The sequence below is a fragment of the Phycicoccus endophyticus genome (assembly GCF_011326735.1).
Classification (GTDB): Bacteria; Actinomycetota; Actinomycetes; order Actinomycetales; family Dermatophilaceae; genus Phycicoccus; species Phycicoccus endophyticus.
Genome location: NZ_JAANCN010000011.1, coordinates 41,283 through 66,041, shown reverse-complemented (window position 1 = coordinate 66,041; position 24,759 = coordinate 41,283). Strand labels below are relative to the sequence as shown.

At 71.2% G+C, this 24,759-nt stretch carries 22 protein-coding genes and 1 pseudogene; 15 read left to right on the top strand and 8 right to left on the bottom strand.

Annotated features, from left to right (window positions below; all coding sequences use genetic code 11):
- The first annotated feature begins 4 nt into the window (after positions 1–4).
- The 5 genes from G8D98_RS12220 to G8D98_RS12200 are packed head-to-tail and all read left to right on the top strand — an operon-like array spanning position 5 to position 5,402.
- Positions 5–883, top strand: a complete 879-nt coding sequence (locus G8D98_RS12220) for a sulfotransferase (protein WP_166103668.1) — start codon at positions 5–7, stop codon at positions 881–883.
- Positions 873–2,231, top strand: coding sequence for a polysaccharide deacetylase family protein (locus tag G8D98_RS12215; RefSeq protein ID WP_205859774.1), 1,359 nt, complete (start codon positions 873–875; stop codon positions 2,229–2,231). Before G8D98_RS12220 ends, G8D98_RS12215 begins: the two co-directional genes overlap by 11 nt.
- A gap of 18 nt (positions 2,232–2,249) precedes the next feature.
- Positions 2,250–3,374, top strand: a complete 1,125-nt coding sequence (locus G8D98_RS12210) for a glycosyltransferase family protein (RefSeq protein WP_166103665.1) — start codon at positions 2,250–2,252, stop codon at positions 3,372–3,374.
- Positions 3,367–4,362 carry a hypothetical protein gene (locus G8D98_RS12205; RefSeq protein WP_166103662.1) on the top strand — a complete coding sequence of 332 codons (996 nt, stop codon included), beginning with the start codon at positions 3,367–3,369 and terminating at the stop codon, positions 4,360–4,362. The genes G8D98_RS12210 and G8D98_RS12205 overlap by 8 nt, the downstream gene beginning before the upstream one ends.
- Before the next feature lie 2 nt (positions 4,363–4,364).
- A complete protein-coding gene (locus G8D98_RS12200; RefSeq protein WP_166103659.1) occupies positions 4,365–5,402 on the top strand; it encodes a glycosyltransferase in 1,038 nt (345 codons plus the stop codon).
- Between the two features lie 184 nt (positions 5,403–5,586).
- Here G8D98_RS12200 and G8D98_RS15695 read toward each other — a convergent pair.
- Both G8D98_RS15695 and G8D98_RS12195 read right to left on the bottom strand, forming a co-directional pair.
- Positions 5,587–5,748: pseudogene (locus tag G8D98_RS15695) on the bottom strand (IS1634 family transposase); the annotation flags it as partial.
- Positions 5,749–6,142: 394 nt separating this feature from the next.
- Positions 6,143–6,343 carry a hypothetical protein gene (locus tag G8D98_RS12195; RefSeq protein WP_166103656.1) on the bottom strand — a complete coding sequence of 67 codons (201 nt, stop codon included), beginning with the start codon at positions 6,341–6,343 and terminating at the stop codon, positions 6,143–6,145.
- A 193-nt stretch (positions 6,344–6,536) separates the two neighbouring features.
- Here G8D98_RS12195 and G8D98_RS12190 point away from each other — a divergent pair, with 193 nt between their 5' ends.
- From G8D98_RS12190 to G8D98_RS12170, 5 genes are all read left to right on the top strand, one after another.
- Positions 6,537–8,753, top strand: coding sequence for an NADP-dependent isocitrate dehydrogenase (locus G8D98_RS12190; protein WP_166103796.1), 2,217 nt, complete (start codon positions 6,537–6,539; stop codon positions 8,751–8,753).
- Positions 8,754–8,888: 135 nt separating this feature from the next.
- Positions 8,889–10,190 carry a nucleotide sugar dehydrogenase gene (locus G8D98_RS12185; protein WP_166103653.1) on the top strand — a complete coding sequence of 434 codons (1,302 nt, stop codon included), beginning with the start codon at positions 8,889–8,891 and terminating at the stop codon, positions 10,188–10,190.
- Positions 10,190–10,789, top strand: coding sequence for an acyltransferase (locus G8D98_RS12180; protein ID WP_166103637.1), 600 nt, complete (start codon positions 10,190–10,192; stop codon positions 10,787–10,789). The genes G8D98_RS12185 and G8D98_RS12180 overlap by 1 nt, the downstream gene beginning before the upstream one ends.
- Positions 10,786–11,874 carry a DegT/DnrJ/EryC1/StrS family aminotransferase gene (locus G8D98_RS12175; RefSeq protein WP_166103635.1) on the top strand — a complete coding sequence of 363 codons (1,089 nt, stop codon included), beginning with the start codon at positions 10,786–10,788 and terminating at the stop codon, positions 11,872–11,874. Before G8D98_RS12180 ends, G8D98_RS12175 begins: the two co-directional genes overlap by 4 nt.
- The gene (locus G8D98_RS12170; RefSeq protein ID WP_166103632.1) at positions 11,874–12,869 is read left to right on the top strand and encodes a Gfo/Idh/MocA family protein; all 996 of its coding nucleotides are present in this window, start codon (positions 11,874–11,876) and stop codon (positions 12,867–12,869) included. The genes G8D98_RS12175 and G8D98_RS12170 overlap by 1 nt, the downstream gene beginning before the upstream one ends.
- Positions 12,870–12,879: 10 nt before the next feature.
- On the opposite strand, the gene G8D98_RS12165 is transcribed toward G8D98_RS12170, so the two are convergent.
- The gene (locus tag G8D98_RS12165; RefSeq protein WP_166103629.1) at positions 12,880–13,296 is read right to left on the bottom strand and encodes a cupin domain-containing protein; all 417 of its coding nucleotides are present in this window, start codon (positions 13,294–13,296) and stop codon (positions 12,880–12,882) included.
- 99 nt (positions 13,297–13,395) lie between these two features.
- Here G8D98_RS12165 and G8D98_RS12160 point away from each other — a divergent pair, with 99 nt between their 5' ends.
- Entirely contained in the window at positions 13,396–14,205 is an 810-nt protein-coding gene (locus G8D98_RS12160) for an aquaporin (RefSeq protein ID WP_229661771.1), read from the top strand.
- A gap of 96 nt (positions 14,206–14,301) precedes the next feature.
- Entirely contained in the window at positions 14,302–15,291 is a 990-nt protein-coding gene (locus tag G8D98_RS12155; RefSeq protein ID WP_166103626.1) for a malate dehydrogenase, read from the top strand.
- A 34-nt stretch (positions 15,292–15,325) separates the two neighbouring features.
- Here G8D98_RS12155 and G8D98_RS12150 read toward each other — a convergent pair whose 3' ends face one another.
- The gene (locus G8D98_RS12150; protein ID WP_166103624.1) at positions 15,326–16,192 is read right to left on the bottom strand and encodes a bifunctional methylenetetrahydrofolate dehydrogenase/methenyltetrahydrofolate cyclohydrolase; all 867 of its coding nucleotides are present in this window, start codon (positions 16,190–16,192) and stop codon (positions 15,326–15,328) included.
- 112 nt (positions 16,193–16,304) lie between these two features.
- On the opposite strand from G8D98_RS12150, the gene G8D98_RS12145 reads away from it, so the two are divergent.
- On the top strand, positions 16,305–17,471 hold the full coding sequence (locus tag G8D98_RS12145) for an acetyltransferase domain-containing protein (protein WP_166103621.1): 1,167 nt from the start codon (positions 16,305–16,307) through the stop codon (positions 17,469–17,471).
- Here G8D98_RS12145 and G8D98_RS12140 read toward each other — a convergent pair.
- Genes G8D98_RS12140 through G8D98_RS12130 form a run of 3 tightly spaced genes read right to left on the bottom strand, consistent with a single transcriptional unit; the run spans position 17,407 to position 21,142 of the window.
- Complete coding sequence (locus tag G8D98_RS12140) at positions 17,407–18,813, bottom strand: YlbE family protein (RefSeq protein WP_166103619.1); 1,407 nt, start codon at positions 18,811–18,813, stop codon at positions 17,407–17,409. The genes G8D98_RS12145 and G8D98_RS12140 overlap by 65 nt on opposite strands.
- Positions 18,810–20,297 (bottom strand): FdrA family protein, encoded by a 1,488-nt coding sequence (locus G8D98_RS12135; RefSeq protein ID WP_166103616.1) that lies wholly within the window; start codon positions 20,295–20,297, stop codon positions 18,810–18,812. Before G8D98_RS12135 ends, G8D98_RS12140 begins: the two co-directional genes overlap by 4 nt.
- Positions 20,294–21,142, bottom strand: a complete 849-nt coding sequence (locus tag G8D98_RS12130; protein WP_166103613.1) for an oxamate carbamoyltransferase subunit AllH family protein — start codon at positions 21,140–21,142, stop codon at positions 20,294–20,296. The genes G8D98_RS12135 and G8D98_RS12130 overlap by 4 nt, the downstream gene beginning before the upstream one ends.
- A gap of 34 nt (positions 21,143–21,176) precedes the next feature.
- Between G8D98_RS12130 and G8D98_RS12125 the strand changes: the two genes are divergently transcribed.
- Positions 21,177–22,535, top strand: coding sequence for a PucR family transcriptional regulator (locus G8D98_RS12125; RefSeq protein WP_166103611.1), 1,359 nt, complete (start codon positions 21,177–21,179; stop codon positions 22,533–22,535).
- A gap of 25 nt (positions 22,536–22,560) precedes the next feature.
- Here G8D98_RS12125 and G8D98_RS12120 read toward each other — a convergent pair whose 3' ends face one another.
- Positions 22,561–22,953 (bottom strand): hypothetical protein, encoded by a 393-nt coding sequence (locus G8D98_RS12120; RefSeq protein ID WP_166103607.1) that lies wholly within the window; start codon positions 22,951–22,953, stop codon positions 22,561–22,563.
- 293 nt (positions 22,954–23,246) lie between these two features.
- Here G8D98_RS12120 and G8D98_RS12115 point away from each other — a divergent pair, with 293 nt between their 5' ends.
- Positions 23,247–24,746, top strand: a complete 1,500-nt coding sequence (locus G8D98_RS12115) for a uracil-xanthine permease family protein (RefSeq protein WP_166103604.1) — start codon at positions 23,247–23,249, stop codon at positions 24,744–24,746.
- Positions 24,747–24,759: the final 13 nt, after the last annotated feature.

Sequence of the window (24,759 nt, the reverse complement as noted above, 5' to 3'; positions counted from 1 at the left end):
TTCCGTGATCGGCAAGGTGAAGCGGTACCTCGAACTACAGACGGCCTGGCATCGGAGGCTTCTCGTGGAGAGGCGCGAGGGCAAGCAGCGGCGCTTGGTGGGACTGCCGCTGTTCCCTCCGCCGGAGGAGGTGCTGGCCGCGCCGTACGTCTTCGTCCTGTCAACCGGACGTTCCGGAACAGCGTTCCTCACGGCCTTCCTCGCCAACAGCCAGAAGCTGTCGGTCCACCACGCCCCCAAGCCTGAGCTCGAGTACGTGTCTAGCCTCATCCATCGGAACGTTCCCGAGCCCGAGGCCCTCGATCTCGCGCTGCTCGCGGCACGCTTCGACCTGTTCGTCGACTCCTACCGGTCGGGCACCACATATGTCGAGACCAACAACCGCATCACGTTCTTCGCCCCGGCGGCCGCCAGACTGCTGCCGAACGCGCGATTCATCCACCTCGTTCGTCATCCCGCCGAATTCGTGCGCAGCGGAGTGCGCCGGGGCTACTACGCGGATGGCGTGGTGCAGCACCAGCGATTGCAGCCTGCCTGCCATGCGGAATGGGAGTCCTATTCGGCGGTGGAGAAGATCGGCTGGGAGTGGAATGAGATCAACGGCTTCATTGAGTCATTCAAGATGTCAGTTCCAGGAGATCGCGTGTTAACGATGCGTAGCGAGGCACTATTCCGCGGTCCCTCGGCCCTGACATCGGTGATGGAATTCATTGGCGTGGGCGGCGACGCGGATCTGCTCGCCAGAATGGCCAAGGGAGCCCTTAAGCCGGTGAACCAACAGATCTCGGGGACCTTTCCGACGTACGAGTACTGGTCGGACGCCGACCGGTCGGGCCTCGCCCGCGTCGCGACCCTAGCGGTGGCATATGGCTATGACCTCTGACGCACCACGCGTCCTCGAGGCGAAACGGGAATGGCTCGAACGGCTCGTGCGGGAGCGATTCACCACTGAGTTGGTGCTCGACCTCTCGGATGAGCAGTGGGCTCTGCGGATACCGCACGCCGACGGCGCCGTGACCATCGCCAGGAATACAACGGCTCTTCGTGGCACCGACCCGGCGTGCGCCCGCTGGGACGCGTCAGATGAAGGCTTCGAGGCGCCGCTAATGTCGGTCCTGCCCGCCCCGGGGTGCCCGATGGTGCCGCACCCGCTCGCCCAGCAGCGTAGCGACGGGTGGGAACTCGGCTACGACGTGCTCGAGTTGGCGTTCTGGTCGCTCACGCGTCATGAAGAGCTCGGGCGCACCGACCTCGACGACAGGGATCGCTTCCCCGCGGTCGCCTCTCATGCGTTCAAGCACGGCTACTTGGACCGCCCGATCGTCGATGAGTGGTTGGAGATTCTCGGGCAGACTCTTCTGCGCCAATGGCCGGGCCTTCAGTTGCGGACCCGTAGGTTCGCCACTCAAGTGTCACACGATGCCGACAACCCGAGCCGCTACGCGTTCGGTGGCCTCAAGCCGCTTGCCCGGATGCTGGCTCTCGATGTGGTGCGTCGACGCGATGTCGGAGCCGCGGCCAAGGGCGTGGTCCTGAGGGCACGGAGCCGCCATTCGTTGCAGCCGAACGATCCGGCAAACACGTTCGACTGGATCATGGAGCAGTCGGACCAGCGTGGCCTCACGAGCGCCTTCCACTTCCTCTGCGGGCGAACCCATCCCACGCTGGACGCGTACTACGACCCGGAAGACCCGCGCATCCGATTCCTGATGCGCGCGATCCACGATCGTGGACACGAGATAGGCCTGCATCCCAGCTACGGCACATACCGAGCGCCCGACGCAGTTGCGGCCGAGTTCCAGCGGCTGCGGCAGGTGTGCATGGAGGAGGGGATCGCGCAATCGCAGTGGGGCGGGCGCATGCACTACCTACGTTGGGACTCTGCGGCAACTGGGCGCGCCTTAAACGACGCGGGACTCGACTACGACAACACATTGAGCTACGCAGATGCTCCCGGGTTCCGATCCGGCACCTGCATCGAGTACCCCGCGTTCGATCCAGTCAGCAATGAGCCACTTCGGCTCAGGATCAGGCCCCTTGTCGCCATGGAGGCGACAGTAATAGCATCGCGCTACCTAGCGCTAGGAGAGGGAGAGCAAGCGTTCGCGAAGTTTGCGGCCCTGAAGGACGCGTGCCGTTCTGTCAGAGGGACCTTCAGCCTGCTCTGGCACAATACGTCCTTGGAGACTGACCGCCTCAAAGAGTTGTATTGCCAGGTCTTGGATGCTTGACGACAAGATGCCGACTGCATGAAGCCCACGTCGAAGCGCCCGGTCGTCCTCGTGGCAAACAACCCCTTGGGTCACCACCTGCTCACGTCCCAGCTGCTGCAAAGCTATGAGGCGCTGGACCTCGATACCGATGTCATGTTGCTGTGCAACGGCGTCATGCCTCATGCCGACAGCAGCCAGGCATCCTGGGCGAACGTCAGGTCCTTCGGGACCTCTAGACGTGGCGTGACCTCCTATGCCAATCTCCTCATCGCGTTGATTCGCTTGCGGTTCTCCCATCCGCAGGCCGTGTATCACCTGCGGGGTTTCGCCACGGGCGCCTTCTTCTGGCTCAGCCGCCTTGGGATGCTCCGCAAGGCTCGGTACGTCTACGACCCGCGTGGAGCATTCGCTGTGGAGTGGCGTGAGGCGGGGCGCCCCCGAGGCGTCGGCGGCCTCCTCCAACGAGTGGAGAAGCGTCTCGTCCGGCATTCCAGCAGCACCATCGTTACGTCGGAACGCTTCAAGCAGTTCTACGAGCACGTGTTCGGGAACGGGCCGACCTACGTGACCATCTACAACACTACAAGTCTCCCCTTCACCGGCTCACAGAGCTTCTTGCCAACGGATGGCCCGGTGCGCATCGTGTACCTCGGGACGTTCAACTACTGGCACCCCATGGACGAGGTCGCGCGGGTGACCGCCCAGGCCGCGCGACAATTGGGCCCGGAGCGCGTCGAGCTGTTCGTATACACGCTTCCCAAATTTCACGACATGGTCCGCGAAACGTTCGGGGCAATCGACTGCGCCCGCCTCACCGTTGACTACGTAAGGTACGAAGACCTTCCGGGCGCGCTGGCGGACAAACATATTGGTGTCTCCGTGGTACGGCCGACACCCTCGTCGAGAATCGCTTCGCCCATCAAGGTCGCCGACTATGTGGCGTCAGGCCTCGTGCCTCTGATGAATGAAGGAATTGGCGACTTCGACGAGCATTTTAGGTCGAACAAGTCCGGCATCCTGTACGGGTTCGGCGAGGATGTCGATCTGGGCGGTCTAGAAGAAGTCAGCACGGTTACCAACCGACAGATCTACGATGTCGTCTCGCAAGCCGAAGCGCTCAAGCGATTGACTCCTGTTCTCGAGAGACTTCGTCATGATTGACGATGTCTCGCTCGCTTGGTTCGGCCTGCACGCCGTCACGTTCGTCGCCCTGACCCTTCATAAGCGGACCAACGCCTGGGCGCTGCTCGCCGCGGTCTTCGTCGTTCTGTCCGTCGGGATCAGGCTGTCGATCCCTGTGGATGCGGTCCGAGACTTTTCCCCCTACTATGCTGCTTTTCAGCAGGTGCAGGTCGGTAGCATTCCGAGAGAGTTGTTTTTCGAGCCCTACCGACTAGTCCTGTTTCAGGCCATTCTTATGCTCGATGGTCTTGACTCTCACCAGCAGATCGCTTTGATCTACTACCTGCACTTCATCGTGGTAACGGGATTCTTCCTGTGGCTCGCGTATCTCACGAATGTCAGCCCTCAGGTCAAAGTTGTCCTATTCCTGACCTTCTATCCCGTCATGGCGCTGGTGTGGATCCAGGCAGGGGCGGCATACGTTGCCGCGTGCTTTCTCTTTCTCGTGGTGGGCAATCGCAGTAAGTTCGGTCTCACGCATTATCTGCTTCCTCTATTTCACGCCTCTTTGGCTCCACTCGTAGTCGCGATGAAAGTCAAGGACCTCCGGCCAATCGGGAAGGTTCTTGCGGTCGGCGTCATGGCCATAGTCGGGTATTTTGCCCTTGAGTCCAGTTATGCCCAGTACATCGTGGGAACTCTGTCCTACTACGCTCAGACTGCTGACCAACGGACCTCGGACTCGTTCCTGCTTCTATACGTCGCGAGCATCCTGACGTACCTCGTCCTTGCGGCCATCAGCATCGACTTCCGCAAGAACTTCCCGATCCTCGTACTCATGGGGGTCTACGTGGGCGCCTATCAGATCAACCCGGTCGTCGGGACCCGCCTGTTCCCGCTGGTGCTGATCGCCTGCATTGCGCAGCGAATCGATATTCCGCGACGAGTTCCGGTGACGCTCCTACTCGCTTTGGTGTATGTACCTGTGTACTTCGTCCGGTTCCACCAAGTCCTCTCGGGTGTATAGACATGACTGCCGACAGCGAGCACCGCTCAGTACCCGATCCCAGCGTCGGCGTGATCTTGACGACCTACAACGGTCAGGACCATCTGGAAGAGCAGTTGGATAGTTTGCTCGCTCAGGTTGGCGTTTCAGTTCACATCTACGTTTTCGACGACGGCAGTTCCGATGGCACGGTGCCTTTGCTGTCCAGGTACGCAGCGGCGCATCCGGAGTCCTTCAGCATCTTCGAGAGTAGCGTGAATTCGGGGGGTACCGGACTGAACATCTTCCGCAACACGACCAGGCTTCCCAGTGGTCACGATTTCCTGGCTTTGTCGGACCAGGACGACGTGTGGCTCCCACACAAGCTACGACGTGCGGTTGATGCACTCATGGAGAATGACGCCGACTTGTACTTCTCGGACCTGGTGGCATGGGACGGGGGCCTCACGGAGTTGAGCATCGTCACCAGGGCGCGACCGCCCCGAGCGCGCGATCATCTCTTTGGTGGAGGCAGTGCAGGCTGCACGTACGTCCTGTCGGCACGGTTCTTTGCTCACCTCCAAGACGTGTTGCGGCACACGGACTTGAGCGGCGTGCGTCGAATTTCGCACGACTGGGTGATCTACTTTCTCGCCCGGCACGACGGATTCAACGTATGGGCCGCCCCGGAAGCTCTGATCAAGTACCGGATTCATGCGGACAGCCAGTACGGTGGAATGTCGCAGGGCGGCCTGGGAGCCATGCGGCGCAAGTGGCGGATGCTGCGCTCCGGGTTCTTAGAAGATCAGGTGTACAACTCGCTGAGGTTTGCTCGCCATGGGACGGAGGACCGAGAGATTTTGGCGGCCTTCACGCGAGGCAGGTGGAGCCGCGTCGGGATTCTCATGAAGTACCGGTTTTCGTTGGTTCGCAAGAAGGCGCGGTTCCTAGGGCTCGCTGCCGCCTTCGTGGCATCTCGCGCTGTCCGGCGCGGCGCCCCCCTGCCTGAGGGTCGCCCTCAGCTTGCGGAGCACGGCACCGCAGGTGGGAGCAGGGGCGCCGGCCCCGAGCTACCCCGGTAGTACCAAGAACATGAGAGCCGCCGCACACACCGAGTTCCTCTGGTCCTCCTGACACACCTGTGGGAACTCCTTCCCCACGAGGGTGTAGCAACCGCCGGCGTGTCGGTGGCCGGGTAGGGGGCGTGGTCCTCTGATCCGACTCGTGCCACCGGGGTATGTCAGGGAGCGGTGAGGTCGTGCTCGGGTGTGCCTCGATCGCTTCGGGCGGGTGTGCTGGAGGATCTTCCGGGCACGCAGGTCGGTCCTGGACATCCCCGAAGGACGCCTCGACGTGCCAGAGCTCGTGGTACGAGTCGATGGTCTCCCCAGCGGGCGACAGGGCCTCGGGGACGTTGGTGCGGCGCCCCCAGACAGCCGATCCCGCCGCCGCGGGGGACGCGAAACGTGCGCGAGGGGCGATGGTCCTGCACGTCGAGACTGCTGTGGCGCCGCATGAACGAGCGCAGCCAGGTCGAGGCGGCTTCTAGCACCAGTTGACAGGCCTCGGGCTCGCGGATCGTGGCCGCCGTGGCGAGGGGAGGGCGACGATCAGGGTCGAGGCGCCGTACTTGTCGGCGACGGCCGCCGTGTCGCCGCGAGTACCACGCACCCGGATGCCCTCGAGGCGCAGCCTGCTCTGGCTGCGGTCGTCGTTGTGCAGGGCCACCGGCAAATAGCCGCTGTCGGCGTCCCGGTGCAGGCTGCGGGTCAGCCGCCGGCCGGCCTCGCCTGCGCCGAAGACGACGACACGCTCCTGTCCACTAGGCTGCGCGCCAGCGCCACGTACGAATGACGAACCGGCTTGCGAACATGCCGACCAGGGCGAACGCGGCACCGGCGAAGGGAACACTGCGCGGCACCGCGATTACGTGGGTGGTCAGGGCCGAGACGATGGCGCCGGTGACGAGCACCGACCTGGCGATGTCGGCGGTCTCCTCGAAGGTCCCCCGCTCGTGTCCCACGGCGTACGAGCCAACACACCGGGCGGCGCCCTGACAACCTCTTCGAGTTCGACCGTGCTCCGGCATTCCCCCCGCGCACCGTGTCGGCCCACCTCGCTGGTAGGGGGCTCAACTTCCCGAGTGGCGAAACCTCCGATAGGATTTGTCTTGACGTCAAGATAACCGTGACGACCGAGGAGTGTCGACGACGACCATGGCCACGAAGATCATCTACACCCTGACCGACGAGGCGCCGATGCTGGCCACGTACTCGTTCCTCCCGGTCATCGAGTCCTTCGCCTCCTCGGCCGGGGTCGCCGTCGAGACGCGGGACATCTCGCTCGCCGGTCGCATCCTCGCGCTCTTCCCCGACCACCTCACCGACGAGCAGCGCGTCGGGGACGCCCTCACCGAGCTCGGCGAGCTCGCGACCACGCCCGAGGCGAACATCATCAAGCTGCCCAACATCAGCGCCTCGATGCCCCAGCTCAAGGCCGCGATCAAGGAGCTCCAGGCCCAGGGCTACGCCCTCCCGGACTACCCCGACGAGCCGAGCACCGACGAGGAGCGCGACATCCGCGCCCGGTACGACAAGGTCAAGGGCAGCGCCGTCAACCCCGTCCTGCGCGAGGGCAACTCCGACCGCCGCGCGCCGGTCGCCGTGAAGAACTACGCCCGCAGCCACCCGCACTCGATGGGCGAGTGGTCCGCCGACAGCCGCACCCGCGTCGCGACGATGGCCGCCGACGACTTCCGCAGCAACGAGAAGTCCGTCGTCCTGCCGGCCGCCGACACCCTGACCATCCGCCACGTCGCCGAGGACGGCACGACGACGGTCCTCAAGGAGGGCCTGGACGTCCTCGAGGGCGAGGTCGTCGACGGCACCGTCATGCACGTCGCCGCCCTCGACGACTTCCTGCGCGAGCAGATCGCCCGGGCCAAGGCCGACGACGTCCTCTTCTCCGTGCACCTCAAGGCGACGATGATGAAGGTCAGCGACCCGGTCATCTTCGGTCACGTCGTCACCGCGTTCTTCCCCGACGTCTTCGCGCGCTACGGGGCCGACCTCGCGGCCGCCGGGCTCTCCCCCACCAACGGCCTCGGCGCCATCCTCGACGGCCTCGACGCCCTCCCCAACGGCGCCGAGATCAAGGCCGCCTTCGAGCAGGGCCTCGCCGACGGGCCCCGGCTGGCGATGGTCAACTCCGACAAGGGGATCACCAACCTCCACGTCCCCAGCGACGTCATCATCGACGCCTCGATGCCCGCCATGATCCGCACCTCCGGGCACATGTGGGGCCCCGACGGTGAGGAGCACGACACCCTCGCCGTCATCCCCGACTCCTCCTACGCCGGCGTCTACCAGGCCGTCATCGAGGACTGCCAGGCCCACGGCGCCTTCGACCCGACGACGATGGGCTCGGTGCCCAACGTCGGCCTCATGGCCCAGAAGGCCGAGGAGTACGGCAGCCACGACAAGACCTTCGAGATCCCCTCGGCGGGCCGGGTCGAGGTCGTCGACTCCGCCGGCGAGGTGCTCATGAGCCACGACGTCGAGGCCGGCGACATCTGGCGCGCCTGCCAGACCAAGGACGCCCCGATCCGCGACTGGGTCGGCCTGGCGGTCACCCGCGCCCGCGCCTCGCAGACCCCCGCGGTCTTCTGGCTCGACGACACCCGCGCCCACGACCGGGCGCTCGTCGAGAAGGTCAACGCCTACCTGCCCGAGCACGACACCGACGGCCTCGACATCCGCATCCTCTCCCCCGTCGACGCGGCCAAGCTGTCCGTCGAGCGCATCCGCCGCGGCGAGGACACCATCTCGGTCACCGGCAACGTCCTGCGCGACTACAACACCGACCTCTTCCCGATCCTCGAGCTCGGTACCTCGGCCAAGATGCTCTCCGTCGTGCCGCTGATGAACGGCGGCGGGCTGTTCGAGACCGGCGCGGGTGGCTCGGCCCCCAAGCACGTCCAGCAGCTGCTCGAGCAGGACTACCTGCGCTGGGACAGCCTCGGGGAGTTCCTCGCCCTCGCCGAGTCCCTGCGGCACGAGGCCGAGCGCGGCACCGCACGCGCGGGGCTGCTCGGCAACGCGCTCGACCGGGCCACCGAGACCCTCCTCAACGAGAACAAGTCACCGGCGCGGCGCGTCGGCTCGATCGACAACCGCGGCAGCCACTTCTGGCTCGCCCGCTACTGGGCCGAGGAGCTCGCCGCCCAGACCGAGGACCCGGCGCTCGCCGAGATCTTCGCCCCCGTGGCCGAGCAGCTCGTCGCCCAGTCCGAGACCATCGACGCCGAGCTCATCGCCGTGCAGGGCAGCCCGGCCGACATCGGCGGCTACTACCGCCCGGACCCGCAGAAGGCCGCCGCCGTCATGCGCCCGAGCGCGACCTTCAACGCCATCCTCGACTCGCTCAAAGCCTGAGCCTGACATCGCGCAGATCCTCCGTGAGTGTTGTGTGACAGGGGTGAGACGCGCTGCACACAGGCGCCAACAGCCCGTCGTTTCTCCTCACCGATGGGATGATCGAGCGTCCTTTGGACTCGAGAGGGGTACGCGTTGGTTGTCACCGTCGTCGGTCTTGGAAAGATTGGCCTTCCACTAGCCACACATTTCGCCCGGTCGGTCGACGAGGTGCTCGGTGCGGACGTTGACCCCGAGACGGTGGAATCGGTCAACGCCGGCCGGGCTCCGTTCCCTGGTGAAGCCGACCTCGACGAGCGTCTGAGGCAGGCGGTCGGGGCGGGTGTGCTATCCGCCACCACTGACACGGCCGCAGCCGTGGGGGCGAGCGACGTCGTCGTCGTCGTGGTCCCGCTCTTCGTCGACGATGCGGCCCGACCCGACTTTGCCTGGATGGACGCCGCCACCGATGACATCGCCCGCGGCCTGCGACCCGGCACGTTGGTGATCTACGAGACGACGCTTCCCGTCGGAACCACCCGGACGCGGTGGAAGCCCCGCCTCGAGGCGGGCTCGAATCTTGCGGAGGGCACGGACTTCTTCGTCGTCTTCTCGCCCGAGCGCGTGCTCACGGGGCGCGTGTTCGCTGACTTGCGCCGCTACCCGAAGCTGGTCGGCGGCCTGACCCCCCGGGGCGCTGCCCGGGCGGTGGAGTTCTACGAGCGGGTGATCGAGTTCGACGACCGGCCCGACCTCGCACGGCCCAACGGCGTGTGGGACCTGGGGTCGGCCGAGGCCGCGGAGATGGCGAAGCTCGCCGAGACGACCTACCGCGACGTCAACATCGGCCTGGCCAACCAGTTCGCACGCTTCGCCGCCGCCAACGGCATCGACGTCCACGCCGTCATCGAGGCGTGCAACTCTCAGCCGTATAGCCACATCCACTCCCCGGGCATCGCCGTCGGTGGGCACTGCATCCCCGTGTACCCGCGGCTCTACCTGTGGAACGACCCCGACGCCACCGTCGTGCGCGCGGCCCGCGAGGCGAACGCGGCCATGCCGGAGTACACCGTCGGCCTCGCCACCGCCGCACTCGGCGGCGACCTCTCCGGACGCCGCGTCGCCGTGCTCGGGGCCTCGTACCGGGGAGGGGTCAAGGAGACGGCGTTCTCCGGCGTGTTCGCCACGGTCGACGCCCTGCGCGCCCAGGGGGCGCACGTGGCCGTGCACGACCCCCTCTACTCGCACGACGAGCTCCGGACCCTCGGCTGGGAGCCCTACGATCTCGGCAGCCCTGTCGACGTCGTCGTGGTGCAGGCCGACCACCACGAATACACGGCCCTCGGCGAGGACGACTTCCCCGGGGTCCGGGCAGTCGTCGACGGCCGGGGGACGGTCGACCCGGCGCGGTTCCCCACCGCGCAATACCTGCGCGTCGGGCAGGCGGTGGCCCGCTGATGTCCGTCCGTGTCGCGCCGTCCGCCGACGTCTCCCCCGACGCGGCGATCGGAGACGGCTCCGCCGTGTGGCACCTGGCCCAGGTACGCGAGGGTGCCGTGCTCGGCGCTGGGTGCGTCGTCGGCCGCGGCGCCTACGTCGGCATGGGCGTGCGGATCGGCGACAACTGCAAGCTGCAGAACTACGCCCTCGTCTACGAGCCGGCGCTGCTGGAGGACGGCGTGTTCGTCGGCCCCGCAGCGGTGTTCACCAACGACCACCGCCCGCGCGCGATCACGCCCGAGGGAAGGCTGAAGTCGTCGGAGGACTGGGACGCCGTCGGCGTCACCTGCCGTGAGGGCGCATCCATCGGTGCGCGCGCCGTGTGCGTCGCGCCCGTGGTCATCGGCCGGTGGGCCATGGTCGCCGCGGGGGCGGTCGTCATCAGGGACGTACCCGACTTCGCCCTCGTCGCCGGGACGCCTGCTCGCCGGATCCGGTGGGTCGGGCGCGCCGGGGTACCTCTCGAGCCGGCGGGCGACCCCAGGGCCTGGCGCTGCCCGCGCACGGGCGACCGGTACCTGGAGCGTGACGACATGTTGACGGAGGTCTCTCGGTGAACGACTTCATCCCTCCCGCCAAGCCGTTGATCGGTGAAGAGGAACGGGCCGCCGTGGACCGGGTGCTGCGCAGCGGAATGCTCGCGCAGGGGCCCGAGGTGGCCGCCTTCGAGGAGGAGTTCTCCAGCCACTTCGGCCTGGGCCGTCCCTGCGTCGCCGTCAACTCCGGCACCTCCGGCCAGCACCTCGGCCTGCTCGCGAGCGGCGTGGGCCCCGGTGACGAGGTGATCGTGCCGTCGTTCACCTTCGCCGCGACCGCGAACTCCGTCGCCCTCACCGGCGCCACGCCGGTGTTCGCCGACATCCACCCCGACGACTTCTGCCTCTCCGCCGAGGCGGTCGAGGCCGCGGTCACCGACCGCACGGTCGGCATAATGCCCGTCCACCTCTACGGCCACCCCGCCGAGATGGGCGCGCTGTGCGAGGTCGCGCGGCGCCACGGCCTCCAGGTCTTCGAGGACGCTGCGCAGGCGCACGGGGCCTCCCTTGACGGCGTCCCGGTGGGCTCCTTCGGGACATTCGGGATGTTCTCGCTCTACCCGACGAAGAACATGACCTCGGGCGAGGGCGGGATGGTGTCCGTCGCCGACCCCGGGGTCGAGCGGCGGGTCCGGCTCCTGCGCAACCAGGGCATGGATCGGCAGTACCACAACGAGCTCGTGGGCCTGAACAACAGGATGACCGACATCCACGCCGCCATCGGACGCGTACAGCTGACCAAGGTCGCCCGGTGGACCGCACAGCGGCAGGAGAACGCCGCCTTCTACGACGCACACCTCGACGGGGTGACGACCCCGCCCGTCGCCACCGGCGCGGTACACGTCTACCACCAGTACACGGTGCGCGTGCCAGAGGACCGTGACGGCTTCGCGGCGGCCCTGCGCGAGGAGTACGCGGTCGGCTCGGGCATGTTCTACCCGGTGCCCAACCACCGGCTCGCGCCGTTCCGCGCCGATGTCGACCTGCCCGAGACCGAACGGGCGGCGCGCGAGTGCCTGTCCCTCCCGGTGCACCCCTCGCTGTCGCCCAACGACCTCGACCGAGTGGCGTCCGCGGTGAACCAGCTGGCCAAGGCTGGTGCCTGATGTCGGCGTTGCGCGCGGGGCTCATCGGTCTGGGGATGATGGGCCGCCACCACGCGCGGGTGCTTGGGAGCCTCGAGGGCGTCGAGCTCGTCGCAGTCGCCGACCCCGGGGGTGACGTGCACGGGGTCGCCGGGGGTCGTCCAGTCGAGTCAGCCGTCGATGCCCTGCTACACCACGGCCTCGATTACTGCGTGGTCGCCGTCCCGACCATGCACCATGAGGAGATCGCCCTGCGCCTCGCCGATGCCGGCGTGCACGCGCTCGTCGAGAAACCTCTGGCCCAGGACGTGGCGTCCTCCGAGCGCATCACCGAGGCGTTCGAGACACGTGGGCTCGTGGGCGCCGTCGGGCACATCGAGCGGTACAACCCGGCTCTCCAGCAGGCCCGCTCACGCATCGAGGCCGGCGAGCTTGGCACGGTCTTTCAGGTGGTCACGCGGCGCCAGGGCCCGTTCCCCGCGAGGATCGCAGACGTCGGCGTCATCAAGGACCTCGGCACCCACGACATCGACCTCACAACCTGGGTGACCCAGCAGGAGTACACGGCCGTCGCGGCGCGCACCGCGAACCGGTCCGGCCGCGAGCACGAGGACATGGTGAGCGTCGTAGGCCAGCTCTCCGGTGGGGCGATCACGAACCACCTCGTCAACTGGCTCACCCCGTACAAGGAACGGACCACAGTCGTCACTGGTGAGAAGGGGTCGTTCATCGCCGACACGCTCTCCGCCGATCTGACCTTCCACGCGAACGGCAACGTGCGCCAGGACTGGGAGGCGGTCTCCCGCTTCCGCGGGGTGTCCGAGGGCGACATGGTGCGCTACGCCATCGCCAAGCCGGAGCCGCTGCGCACGGAGCACGAGGCGTTCCGCGACGCGCTCCTCGGCAGGGGGGCGGACATCGTCACCATGCGCGCGGGTCTGCGCACGGTGCGCGTCGCCGAGGCGGTCCTGGAGTCGGCGCGCAGCGGCGCCACGGTGAGCCTCGACGACGCGTAGAGCGCTGGTGTCAGTGGGGGTGCTCGGCCTCCGCCGCGTCGGCCTCCTCCTTGGTGGCGTGCACGGTGCCGTGCGGGTGCTCCGGCGGGGAGTAGATCGAGTACAGCTTCAGCGGCTCGGCGCCGACGTTGGTGAGGTTGTGCCACGAGCCGGCGGGCACGAAGACCGCCCAGTCCTCGCTGACGGTCTCGTCGAAGGACAGGTCGTCCTCGGCCGGCCCCATCTGCACCCGGGCGGTGCCCTCCTCGACGCGCAGGAACTGGTCGTGGTCGGGGTGCACCTCGAGGCCGATGTCGTGGCCGGGCTCGATGGCCATCACCGTGAGCTGGAGGTTGCCCCCCGTCCACAGGGTCGTGCGGTAGGTGTCGTTGCCGAGCGTCGCCGCCTCGATGTTGGTGACGAACGGGGACGGGCCGTGGTCGGTCATCTCTTCCTCCTGGGGTCGGGCTTCTCTCCCAACGTACCGAGGCCGGCCAGATCGGCGCGCTCAGGTGTGCCTCACCCCGCGGCACGGCACACTGACCCCATGACACCCCCGATGCCGCGCCGGCTCGCCGCCGAGTTCCTCGGCACCTTCGTCTCCGTCCTGGCCGGGGTGGGCACCGCCGTGCTCGCCGCCTCCGCCGTCGCCCCGAACATCGTCAGCGGGGCCGCGGTCACCGTCGGGGTCGGCTACCTCGGGGTCGCCCTCGCCTTCGGGCTCGGGGTCATGGCGATGACGTACGCGCTCGGGCACGTCTCCGGGGCGCACCTCAACCCCGCGGTCACCCTCGGCGCGGCCGTCGCCCGGCGGTTCGGCTGGGCCGAGGTGCCCGGCTATGTCGTGGCCCAGGTGCTCGGCGGGCTGCTCGCCGGGCTCACGGTCTGGTCGGTCGCCCGGGGCCGGCTCGGCGGCGCGGACGGGCCGGTCGCCCCCACCGGCTGGGGCGAGGGGTCGCCCGGCGGGTACACGCTGCTCGCCGTGCTCGTCCTCGAGGTCGTGCTCACCGCGGTGCTCGTCTACGTCGTCCTCGGGGTCACCGACACCCGCTCCCCCGACGGGTTCGAGCCGCTGGCCATCGGCGGCACCTACGTGCTCGCCTACCTCGTCGCCCTGCCGGTCTCCGGCGGCGGGCTGAACCCGGCCCGCGCCACCGGGGTGGCCTTCTTCAGCGGCGGCGACGCCCCCGCGCAGCTGTGGCTGTTCTGGCTCGCCCCGCTCGCCGGCGCGGCCATCGCCGGGGCCACCTTCCACCTCGTCACCGGGGTCGACCGGCGCGACCGCGACATCACCGGCCACGTCCGCCCCGAGGACGCCCTCGTCGCCGACGGCGTCGACCCCGACGCGCCGCGCTGACGTAACCAACCCCACCCCTGTCCGCCCGCCCCGCGGCGGCGGGCCGCTGATAGCGTCGAGACGACACGATCCACGCTCGTCCGAAGGGGTACCACCGTGAGCAGCACGCCCGTCAAGGTCGCCGTCACCGGCGCCGCCGGCCAGATCGGCTACAGCCTCCTGTTCCGCATCGCCAGCGGCGCGCTGTTCGGTCCGGACACCCCCGTCGAGCTGCGGCTGCTCGAGATCACCCCGGCCCTCAAGGCGCTCGAGGGCGTCGTCATGGAGCTCGACGACTGCGCGTTCCCGACCCTGGCGAAGGTCGAGATCGGCGACGACGCGACGAAGGTCTTCGACGGCGTCAACCACGCGCTGCTCGTCGGCGCCCGCCCGCGCGGCCCGGGGATGGAGCGCGGCGACCTGCTCGAGGCCAACGGCGGCATCTTCGCCCCGCAGGGCAAGGCGCTGGGCGAGGTGGCGGCCGACGACATCCGGGTCACCGTCACCGGCAACCCCGCGAACACCAACGCGCTCATCGCGATGAGCAACGCCCCCGACATCCCCACCGAGCGCTTCTCCGCCCTGACCCGCCTCGACCACAACCGCGCCATCAGCCAGCTCGCCGCCAAGCTCGGCGTGCCGGTCACCGAGATCCGCAAGATGACGATCTGGGGCAACCACTCCGCGACGCAGTACCCCGACCTCTTCCACGCCGAGGTCGGTGGCCGCACCGCCGCCGAGGCCGTCGGCGACCAGGACTGGCTGGAGAACACCTTCATCCCCACCGTGGCCAAGCGCGGCGCGGCGATCATCGAGGCCCGGGGCGCGTCGTCGGCCGCGTCCGCCGCCTCGGCGACGATCGACCACGTCCGCACCTGGGCCCAGGGCACGCCCGAGGGCGACTGGGTGTCGATGTCGGTCCGCTCCGACGGCTCCTACGGGGTCGAGGAGGGGCTGGTCTCCTCCTTCCCGGTCACCGTCCGCGACGGCCGCTGGGAGATCGTCCAGGGGCTGGAGATCGACGACTTCTCGCGCGGCAAGATCGACGCCTCGGTCGCCGAGCTCGCCTCCGAGCGCGACGCCGTGCGCGCCCTCGGCCTCATCTGAGGTACCACGCCGCCGGGGCACCCACCGGTCGGGGTCAACCGGCGGCGGCGTGCTCCGCGGCCTCGACGACGTTGCTCAGCAGCATCGCCCGGGTCATCGGGCCGACGCCGCCGGGGTTCGGGCTGACGAACCCCGCGACCTCCCACACGTCGTCGGCGACGTCGCCGGCCACCCGGCCCTTGCCGGTCTCCGGGTCGAGCACCCGGGAGACCCCGACGTCGAGCACCGCGGCACCGGGCTTGACCATCTCGCCGGTGACGATGCCCGGCACGCCGGCGGCCGCGATGACGATGTCGGCCTGGCGCACCTCCGCCGCGAGGTCGCGGGTCCCGGTGTGGCACAGGGTGACGGTCGCGTTCTCCGAGCGGCGGGTCAGGATGAGCCCGAGCGGCCGGCCGACGGTCAGCCCACGCCCGACGACGACGACCTTCGCCCCGGCGATCGGCACGTCGTAGCGGCGCAGCAGCTCGATGCACCCGACCGGAGTGCACGGCAGCGGCGCGGGCCGCCCGAGCACGAGCCACCCGAGGTTCGTCGGATGCAGCCCGTCGACGTCCTTGGCCGGGTCGACCGCCGAGAGGATGGCGTTCTCGTCCAGCCCGGTCGGCTGCTGGACGATGAACCCGGTGCACGCGGGGTCGGCGTTGAGCTCGCCGACGACGGCCAGCACCTCCGGCAGGCTCGAGCCGGCCGGCAGGTCGCGGCGGATCGAGTGGATGCCGACCTCGGCGCAGTCGCGGTGCTTGGCGCCGACGTACCAGCGGCTGCCGGGGTCCTCCCCGACGAGCACGGTGCCGAGCCCCGGCACGACGCCGCGCTCGGCGAGCGCCGCGACCCGCCCGCGCAGCTCCTCCTTGATCGTCGCGAGGATCGCCCTGCCGTCGAGAGTCTGCGCCGTCACGGGCGCCATCCTCCCATCCCCGCCGCAGCGGCCCGCTCGTGCCGGGGCACGACACCACCGGGCTGCCCCAACCCTCCCCCGCGCTGGCGCTGGAGTGACTAGCGTGGTTGGTGTGACGCACGAGCCCGCCTCCCGCCGCTCGGGTCGCCACCGCTCGCGCGGCCGGGTGTCGGTCCCGGCCCGGGTGGCCCCCGGCAGTACCGGGCCGCGCCTGCCCGGGCTCGACGTCGCCCGCGGCGTCGCCCTCGTACTCATGGTCCTCGGGCTCACCGCCCCGCCGGGCGAGGCCACGACCGCGGTGCGCCACCTCGCCGCCCCCCTCGTCGTGCTCTGCCTCGGCGCCGCCGCCGGGCTCACCCTCGAGCGGCACGGGATGCGGGCCGCCCGCTTCGCCGCCGACACCGCCGTCCGCGGGGTCCTCCTGCTCGTCCTCGGCGTCCTGCTCGGCGCCCTGACCGACCGGCTCGAGGACCTCCTGCCCGTGCTCGGCCTGCTCGTCCTCGTCCTGGCCCCGCTCACCGTGCTGCTGCGCCACCTCCAGGTGCTCACCGTGGGCCTGGCCACCGCCGCGGCCGTCCTCGCCCCGCTGGCCGTCGACCGGGCCCGCGAGCACCTGCTCGCCCACCCGGGCACCGGCCGCGTGGCGCGCGACCTGCTCGGCTGGCTCGCGGCCGGGGAGCCCCACCGCGTGGTCTCCCTGCTGCCGGCGGCCCTCGCCGGCCTCGTCCTCGCCCTGCTCGTCCCGCACCTGGGCGCCTGGCGGCGGGCGCTGGCGGTCTCGGCCATCCTCGTCGCGACGAGCGCGGCCGACCTCGTGCTCGCCGGCGGCGCCACCGAGGGCGGCCAGGCCGACACGAGCGCGGAGCTCGCCGCCGGCGCGTTCCTCGCCGCCGGCGTCGTCGCGGCCGCCTGCGCGCTCACCGGCCTGCTGGAGGGCCGCCGCGCGGGCCCGGCGCTGCTCTCCCCGCTGCTCGCCGGCGGCCGGCTGCCGCTCACCGGGTACACCCTCCTCGCGCTCACCCTGGCCGTCGACGGTGCCGCACGCGGGGACGGGGCGACCCGCGGCTGGGGGCTCGCCGCGGTGGCGCTCGTCGTCGTCCTCGGCGGGTGCTGGCTGCTCGACCACGCGTGGGGCACGGGGCCGCTCGAGGTGGTGCTGCGCCTGGCCAGGCTGCCCGCCGGCCGCCGTCCGCCGTCCCCGCGGCGGGCCGCCCTCAGCGGGGAACGGCCGCGGCCAGAGCCTCCAGCGCACCGACGAAGCACTCCGCCGGCGGCGTGACGAGGCCGGCGCCGACCTGCCCGGTGCCCGCGACCCGCCCGGCCATCCCGGTGTTGATCTGGGGCAGCTCGCCGGTGCGGACCACCGACGCCACGTCGATGCCCACCGGCGTCCCGCGGAAGCCGAGCACCGGCACCTGGTAGGCGGGGTGCTCCCCCACGGTGACCTCGTACATCCGCCGGGTCGCGGCCAGCGCGAACGGGACGTCACCGCCGACGAACCGCACGATGGCCGGGGCGGCAGCCATCGCGAACCCCCCGATGCCCGCGGTCTCGGTGATCGCCGAGTCGCCGATGTCCGGGTTGGCGTCCTCCGGCCCGTAGTCGCCGAGGAAGAGGCCCTCGGGCGTGTTCGCCGGGCCGGTGAACCACTGCTCGCCCGTCCCGGAGACCCGGATGCCGAAGTCGGTGCCGTTGCGCGCCATCGTCGTCACGACGCTCGAGCCCGGGATGCCCTCGGCCGCGAGCGTGGCCAGCTTGCACGCCGGCATCCCGAGGTTGAGGAAGAAGTGCTCGTTGGCCCCCGAGAAGCGCACCGCCTCGGCGACGTCGCTGCTCGGGGCGTCGGCGGTGACCATCCCCGGCAGCAGCTCGCGCAGCAGCAGCAGGCTGCCGGCCCGGTTGCGGTTGTGCCCCTCGTCGCCCATCTGGAGCATCTGCGCGATGACCGCCCGGACGTCGACCGGGCCGACGGACCGCAGCGCCTGACGCAGGATCGGCCCGAGGACCGAGCCCATCCACCGCAGCCGCTTGATGACCTCCGGGCCGTAGGCGCCGTAGCGCAGCACCTTCCCCAGGCCCTCGTTGAGGCTGCACCAGGAGAGGTTGTCGTGCACCTCGTCGCGCAGGACGTAGACCCACATCGAGGGGCTGACCACGCCGGCCATCGGCCCGACGCCGCCGTGGTGGTGGCAGGGCTCGAGGTCGACGTCACCGGCCGCGAGCCGCCGCTCGGCCTCCTCCGGGGTCTGCGCGAGGCCCTCGAGCAGCACCGCCCCGACGAGCGCGCCGCGCAGCGGTCCGGAGGCACGCTCCCAGTCGATGGGCGGCCCCGCGTGGAGGAACGTGCCCGGCCGCAGCCCGAGGACCTCCGCGGCGGGGGCGACGTCGACGAGCTCGGCACCGGCCGCGGTCATCCGGGCGACCGCCTCGGCGTTGGCGCCCGCGCGCCGCGGGTCGGCCATGACCCGGGCGAGCGGCCCCTCGGTGCCGGCCGGCGGCGGGCGCCAGGCCACCTCGGTGACGGGCACCGCCTGGGCCCGCAGGGCGTCGGCGAAGAGGGCCACCCCGGAGGTCGCGACCACCGGGTCGGTGGCCAGCAGCCCGTGCAGCGGGACGCTCATCGGGCACCCCCGAGGGCGGCCACGGCGTGCCGGGTGGCCGCGGCGTTGGACAGGAGAACCGAGGCGCCGGCGGCGGCGAGCACCTCGGCACACCGCCCGCGGTCTTGTGGGTCGGCGTCGGTGCCGGTGAGGGAGACGACGACCGGCAGCGCGCGCCCGTCGGCTCGCGCGGTGGCGCGAGCGGCCTCGACGGCCTCGGCGAGCTCGCCTGCCGGGTCCGGGTGGGCGCCGTGCCCGAGGACGAGGTCGAGCAGGAGGACCCCGCACCCGGGGTCCGCGGCCTCCGCCGCCACGCGCTCCGTCCGCAGCGTGGGGTCGATCATCGGATGGGCCCGCCCGCGGGTCAGCTCGTCGGCGCCGAAGTCGACGACGAGGTGGCCGGGGGCCCGCAGGTCGGGCCCGAGCGCGGTGCCGTGGCCGAGGTTGCTCGCGAGCGGGCCGAGCGTCTCCGCCGCGACGATCGCCGCCTCCGCGGCGAGGGTCCCGCCACAGAACAGCCCGCGCAGGGACCGGCCCTGCGCGAGGTCGGGGTCCTCGGGCGCCGCGAACGTGGCCGGCCACTGCGGGACGGCCACCCCCTCGGCGGTCAGCGCGCTCTCGAGCGCGGCCGTGAGGTCCGGCCGCCCGGCGCCCAGGGTCGCCCAGTGCACCCGCAGGCCGAGGGCGGCCGCCTCGGCGCGCATCGCCTCGAGCACCTCCTCGTCCGGTGGCTTGGCGACGACGAGGACCCAGCCGGTCGCCTCGTCGGCGGCCAGCGCCCGCAGCGCCTGCCGGGTCGAGCGGCCGGCAACCCGCGCTGAGAGGTCCCGCCCGCCGACGCCCAGGCAGTGGCTGACCCCGACGCCGGCGGCGTCGAGCAGGCACATCACCTGCTGCGCACCGGTGCCCGACGCGGCGACGATGCCGACCGGCCCGGGGCGGACGACGTCGGCGAACCCGAGGGCGACCCCGCCGACGAGGGCGGTGCCGCAGTCGGGCCCCATGACGAGCACGTCGGCGGCCGCGGCGGCGTCCTTGAGCGCGACCTCGTCCTCGACGGGGACGTTGTCGGAGTAGAGCATCACCGAGGCCCCCGCGGCGACCGCGTCGTAGGCCTCGGTGACCGCGTGCGGCCCCGGGACGGAGACCAGGGCCAGCCCGGCTCCGGCACGCCGCACGGCCGAGCCGAGGGTCGCGGGCGGGACCTCCTCGCCCGTCGTGCGGGAGGCCGTGGTCGACAGCCCGCGCAGGGCGTCCTCGAGCGCGGCGAGACCGGCGCCCAGACCCGCGTCGTCGGCCGCCCGCAGCGCGACGACGAGGTCGTTCGGGCCGGCGTCCGGCGGGACGAGGAAGCCCATGCCCGTGAGCACCTCGACGTTGAGCTCGGTCGCCATCGCCACCTGGGCCGCCTCGACCCCAGCGGCGCCCGCCACCACCCGCGAGACCTGCAGCAGGCTCACCGAGTCGTGGTAGGCACCCGGGCGCAGCTCGACGTGGACGCTCACGCGGCGCTCCTGGACGTCACGTCGAGCGCGCCGAGGGCCGCCGCGACCCCGGCGACGAGGTCGCGCCCGGAGGTGTGCCCGAGGGCGAGCACGGCCGGCAGCGCGGCCTCGACGGCGTCGAGGTCCGCCCGCGCCGCGGCGTCGACGAGCCGGACGGCCTCGGGGGTGGCCCACCCGCCGCCCGCGGCGGCGAGGAGGGAGGCGGAGACCGCCGTCGTGGCACCGAGCCGGCCACGGACCGCGTGCAGCAGGGGGTCGCCGGCGGCGAGAGCCGCTCCGCGCGCGCGACGGACGAGGAGACCGCCGGCCAGGGCGTCGTCACCGCTCGGGGTCAGGCCCGGCCCACGGCCGACGAGGGCGTGCACCGCCGCGTGCGGGTCCCCGCCCCCGAGGGCGCCCCGCACACCGCGGGCCAGCCAGCCCGGCGCCTCGGCGCTCGCCCCGTCGAGCAGCGAGCGGACCGCCCGCCCCTGCCGGGCGCCGCCGGAGACGGCCCCGGCGCGCACCCGGGCCGGCCGCCAGGTGCGCACGCCCCGCACGGTGACACCCGCCAGCCCGACCGTGCCCGCGCCGAGGACGACCCGGTCACCGGCCACGGCACCCAGGTCGAGAGCCGCCGAGGTCTCGGCGAGCCGCAGGGCGCCCGGCAGTGCGAGCCCGTCGGCGGCCAGCACCGGCAGCACCCGGCCGCCCACGCCGAGGTAGACCCCGACCCGGTAGGCGCCGAGCACGACCGCCACGCGCCGCGGGCCGTGCACGAGGTCGGCGGTGAGCGGCGAGAGGGCCCCCGGCAGCACCGGCGCAGCGGGCCCCCGCCGCGCGGTGTCGGAGCGGGAGAACGACATACGCCGACGCTAGTGACGCCGTTACAGTGGCCGGATGGTCGAAGTTGCCAACGATGGCCCGGATGGCGCACAGACCTTGCCAGGAGCGCCGGCCGGGCAGCCCGGCGCCGACCGTGCCGCGCTCGCCGAGCTCGTCGAGCACCAGCGCGCCCTGCTCGCCCGCGAGGACGAGGTGCACCGCGTCCTCGTCCGGGTGGTCCTCGACGGTGGCGGGCTGGCCGAGGTGGCGGCCGCGGTGGCCGGCATCGTCGGCGGCGCCGCCACGGTGACGACGACCGACGGCCGGGTCCTCGCGAGCGCCGGCACCCTCGAGGGCACCTCCCCGACCCAGCTGGCCTGCTTCGACCGCACCGGCCGGCTCGTCGTCGAGGACGAGCCCGTCGGGTGGCGCGACCCGGCCCGGGCGGCCGACCCCACCCGGGCGTTCGTGCGGATCGTCGCCGGCTCCTCCGACCTCGGCGTGCTCGGGGCGTTCTCCCCGGGCCCCGGGCTCACCCGCACCGACGTCCACCTGCTCGAGCGGGCGGCGACCGTCGCCGCCCTCGTGATGACCAAGGACCAGGCGGTCGCCGCGGTCGAGAGCCGCTACCGCGCGGAGTTCCTGCGCGACGCCCTCGCCGGGCGGGCGGGCGACCCGGCCGACGCCGCCTCGCACGCCAGCTCGCTCGGGTGGGACATCGACCGCCCCCTCGTCGTCGTCGCCGCGGAGACCGACGAGAACGACGCCGAGACCACGCGCACCGCCGAGGAGGTGCGCTCCCTCCAGGAGCGCTTCGTGCGCGCCTGGACCCAGGCCGTGCGTGCCCGGGACACCTCGGTCGCCGTCGCCGGCTTCAGCCAGGAGGTCGTCGTCCTGCTGCCGGTCGACCCGGCGGCCGACCCGGACACGGTGCTGCGCGCGGTCGGCGAGCTCGTCCGGGTCGTGCGGGGCGACGGCGGCGGCGGCCGGCGCACGTTCACCGCCGGCGTCTCGCGCGTGGTCACCTCGCTCGCCGAGCTGCCCCGGGCCTACGAGGAGGCCCTGACGGCCGTGCGGGTCGGGCGCCAGGTCCACGGCGGCTCGGGGCTCGCGCACTTCGACCAGCTCGGCATCGACCGGCTGCTCGCCCTCGTCCCCGACTCGGCCGACCTGCGCCGCTTCGTCACCGAGTCCCTCGGCGAGCTCGCGAGCGACGACGCCCCGGAGAACGCCGACCTGCGGCACACCCTCGCGGTGCTCATCGACACCAACCTCAACGTCGCCGAGACCGCGCGCCGGCTCTTCTTCCACTACAACACGCTGCGCTACCGGATCGCCAAGCTCGAGCGGATGCTCGGTCCGTTCACCACCGACCCCCAGCTGCGCCTCACCCTGGCCCTCGCCCTGCGCGTCCACCGGATGAAGGGCCTGTGACCACGCCGACCGCTCGGGCACCCGCTCAGGACGCGCGCTCCAGGGCGGCCCGCAGGCCGTCGACGTCGGCGACGGTGAAGGTCGCGCCGGGGTGCCGGATGAGGCCGGTCGGGTCGATGGCGCGCACCGGCGCCGCGAACCGGACGCAGACCCCGCGGTCCCCGTTCGTCGCGAACGTCACGCCCCGGTCGGTGAACGACAGGTGGGGCGGGCCGGCGGTCTTGAGGAAGCCGTAGCCGCCGGTCTCCGAGGTCTGCGTGACGTTGTCGACCGGGGTGTCGAGGTGCCAGGGCCCGAACCGGCAGCGCAGGCGGCCTTCACCCACCTCGACGCGGGCGGTCCGCGGCACCACGCCGAACGGCAGACCGGCGACCCGGTAGCGGGAGTCGAACGCGAACTCGAACTGCTGCACCGTCATGCGAGGACGCTACGTGCCCGCGCACCCGACAGGGTGCGCACGCCCCGGACGAGCGCCCAGACGGACCGGCGTGACGCCTCCAGGGCCGGCGCGACCGGTCTGCGCAACACGCTCGTCACCTTGCCGACGCCCGCCCGTGACGCACACCCCCGGCCGGGGCGACCTTGCCAACCGGCCGGGGCGGCGGCTGTCAACCATTGCCGGGGGGGTCGTGGAGCGGGGTCACTAGGTTCCCGGTATCACGGTCCCTGTGAGTGGTGCCGCCGGCACCGCCTGGCAGAAGAGGTCCCCGCATGTCCCTCGGTCTCGGTTGGAAGCTCAAGGGCGACGGTCGCTCGCTCGCCCCGGGAGAGGTGGTGGCCCCCGACGAGCGCCTCTCGTGGGGTCGCACCATCGGCCTCGGCGCCCAGCACGTCGTCGCGATGTTCGGGGCGACCTTCGTCTTCCCGCTCATCATGGGTCTCAACGCCCAGCTGGCGATCATGATGAGCGGCATCGCGACGATCGCCTTCCTCCTCATCGTCCAGGGGAAGGTCCCGAGCTACCTCGGCACGTCCGCGTCGTTCGTGGGCGGGGTCGCCGCGATCCGCGCCCAGGGCGGCGACTCCGCCGAGGTCACCGGGGCCATCCTCGTCTCCGGCGTCGTCCTCGCGCTCGTCGGTGTGGCGATCCACCTGCTCGGGTCGCGGATGCTCCACGAGGTCCTGCCGCCCGTCGTCACCGGCGCCGTCGTCATGCTCATCGGCTTCAACCTCGCCCCCGTGGTCGCCGGCACCTACTGGCCCCAGGACCAGTGGGTCGCCGTGCTCACGATGCTCTTCACCGTCGTCGTGGCCGTCGCCTTCCGCGGCTTCGTCGGCCGGATCGCGGTCTTCCTCGCGCTCGTCTTCGGCACCCTGCTGTCGTGGCTGCTCGACTCCACGCTCGGCCAGATCAACTCCGTCCTCGCCGGCGCCACCGAGGCCACCGACCACCTGCGCTGGGACACCTCCGGCATCGGCAGCGCGGCCTGGCTCGGCTTCCCGGACCAGACGACCGTGGCCGCCGACGGCCAGGAGGTCGTCGGCTGGCACGCCCCGAGCTTCTCGGTCGCCGCCGTCCTGCTCGTGCTGCCCGCGGTCATCGCGCTCATCGCCGAGAACACCGGTCACGTCAAGGCGGTCGCCGAGATGACCGGCCATGACCTCGACCCGGTCATGGGCCGGGCCATCGCCGCCGACGGTGTCGGCACCGTCCTGGCCACCTCGGTCGGCGGCTCCCCCACGACGACCTACGCCGAGAACATCGGCGTCATGGCCGCCACCCGGGTGTACTCGACGGCCGCCTACTACGTCGCCGCGGCGGTCGCGGTCCTCTTCGGGCTCTCGCCGAAGTTCGGCGCGCTCGTCGCCTCCGTCCCCGGCGGGGTGCTCGGCGGGATCACCGTCGTCCTCTACGGGATGATCGGGCTGCTCGGCGCGAAGATCTGGAAGGAGAACGGGGTCGACTTCGGCAACCCGATCAACCTCGTGCCCGTCGCGGCCGGCGTCATCATCGGCATCGGCGACGTCAGCCTCCAGTTCACCGACGACTTCTCGCTGAGCGGGATCGCGCTCGGCACCATCGTCACGGTCGCCGGCTGGCACCTCGCGCGGGCCATCGCCCCCGCGGAGATGCGCGCCCAGGCCGACGGCGCGGGCATCACCCTCGGTGACCACGTCTACGGCGACAGCGACGGCGTCGACGACCTCTACCAGGAGGGCTACCCCGGGGCGGTCGGGCCCCGTGACCCGGGGCGCGACCGGCGTCCCTGACCGCTCCCGGCAG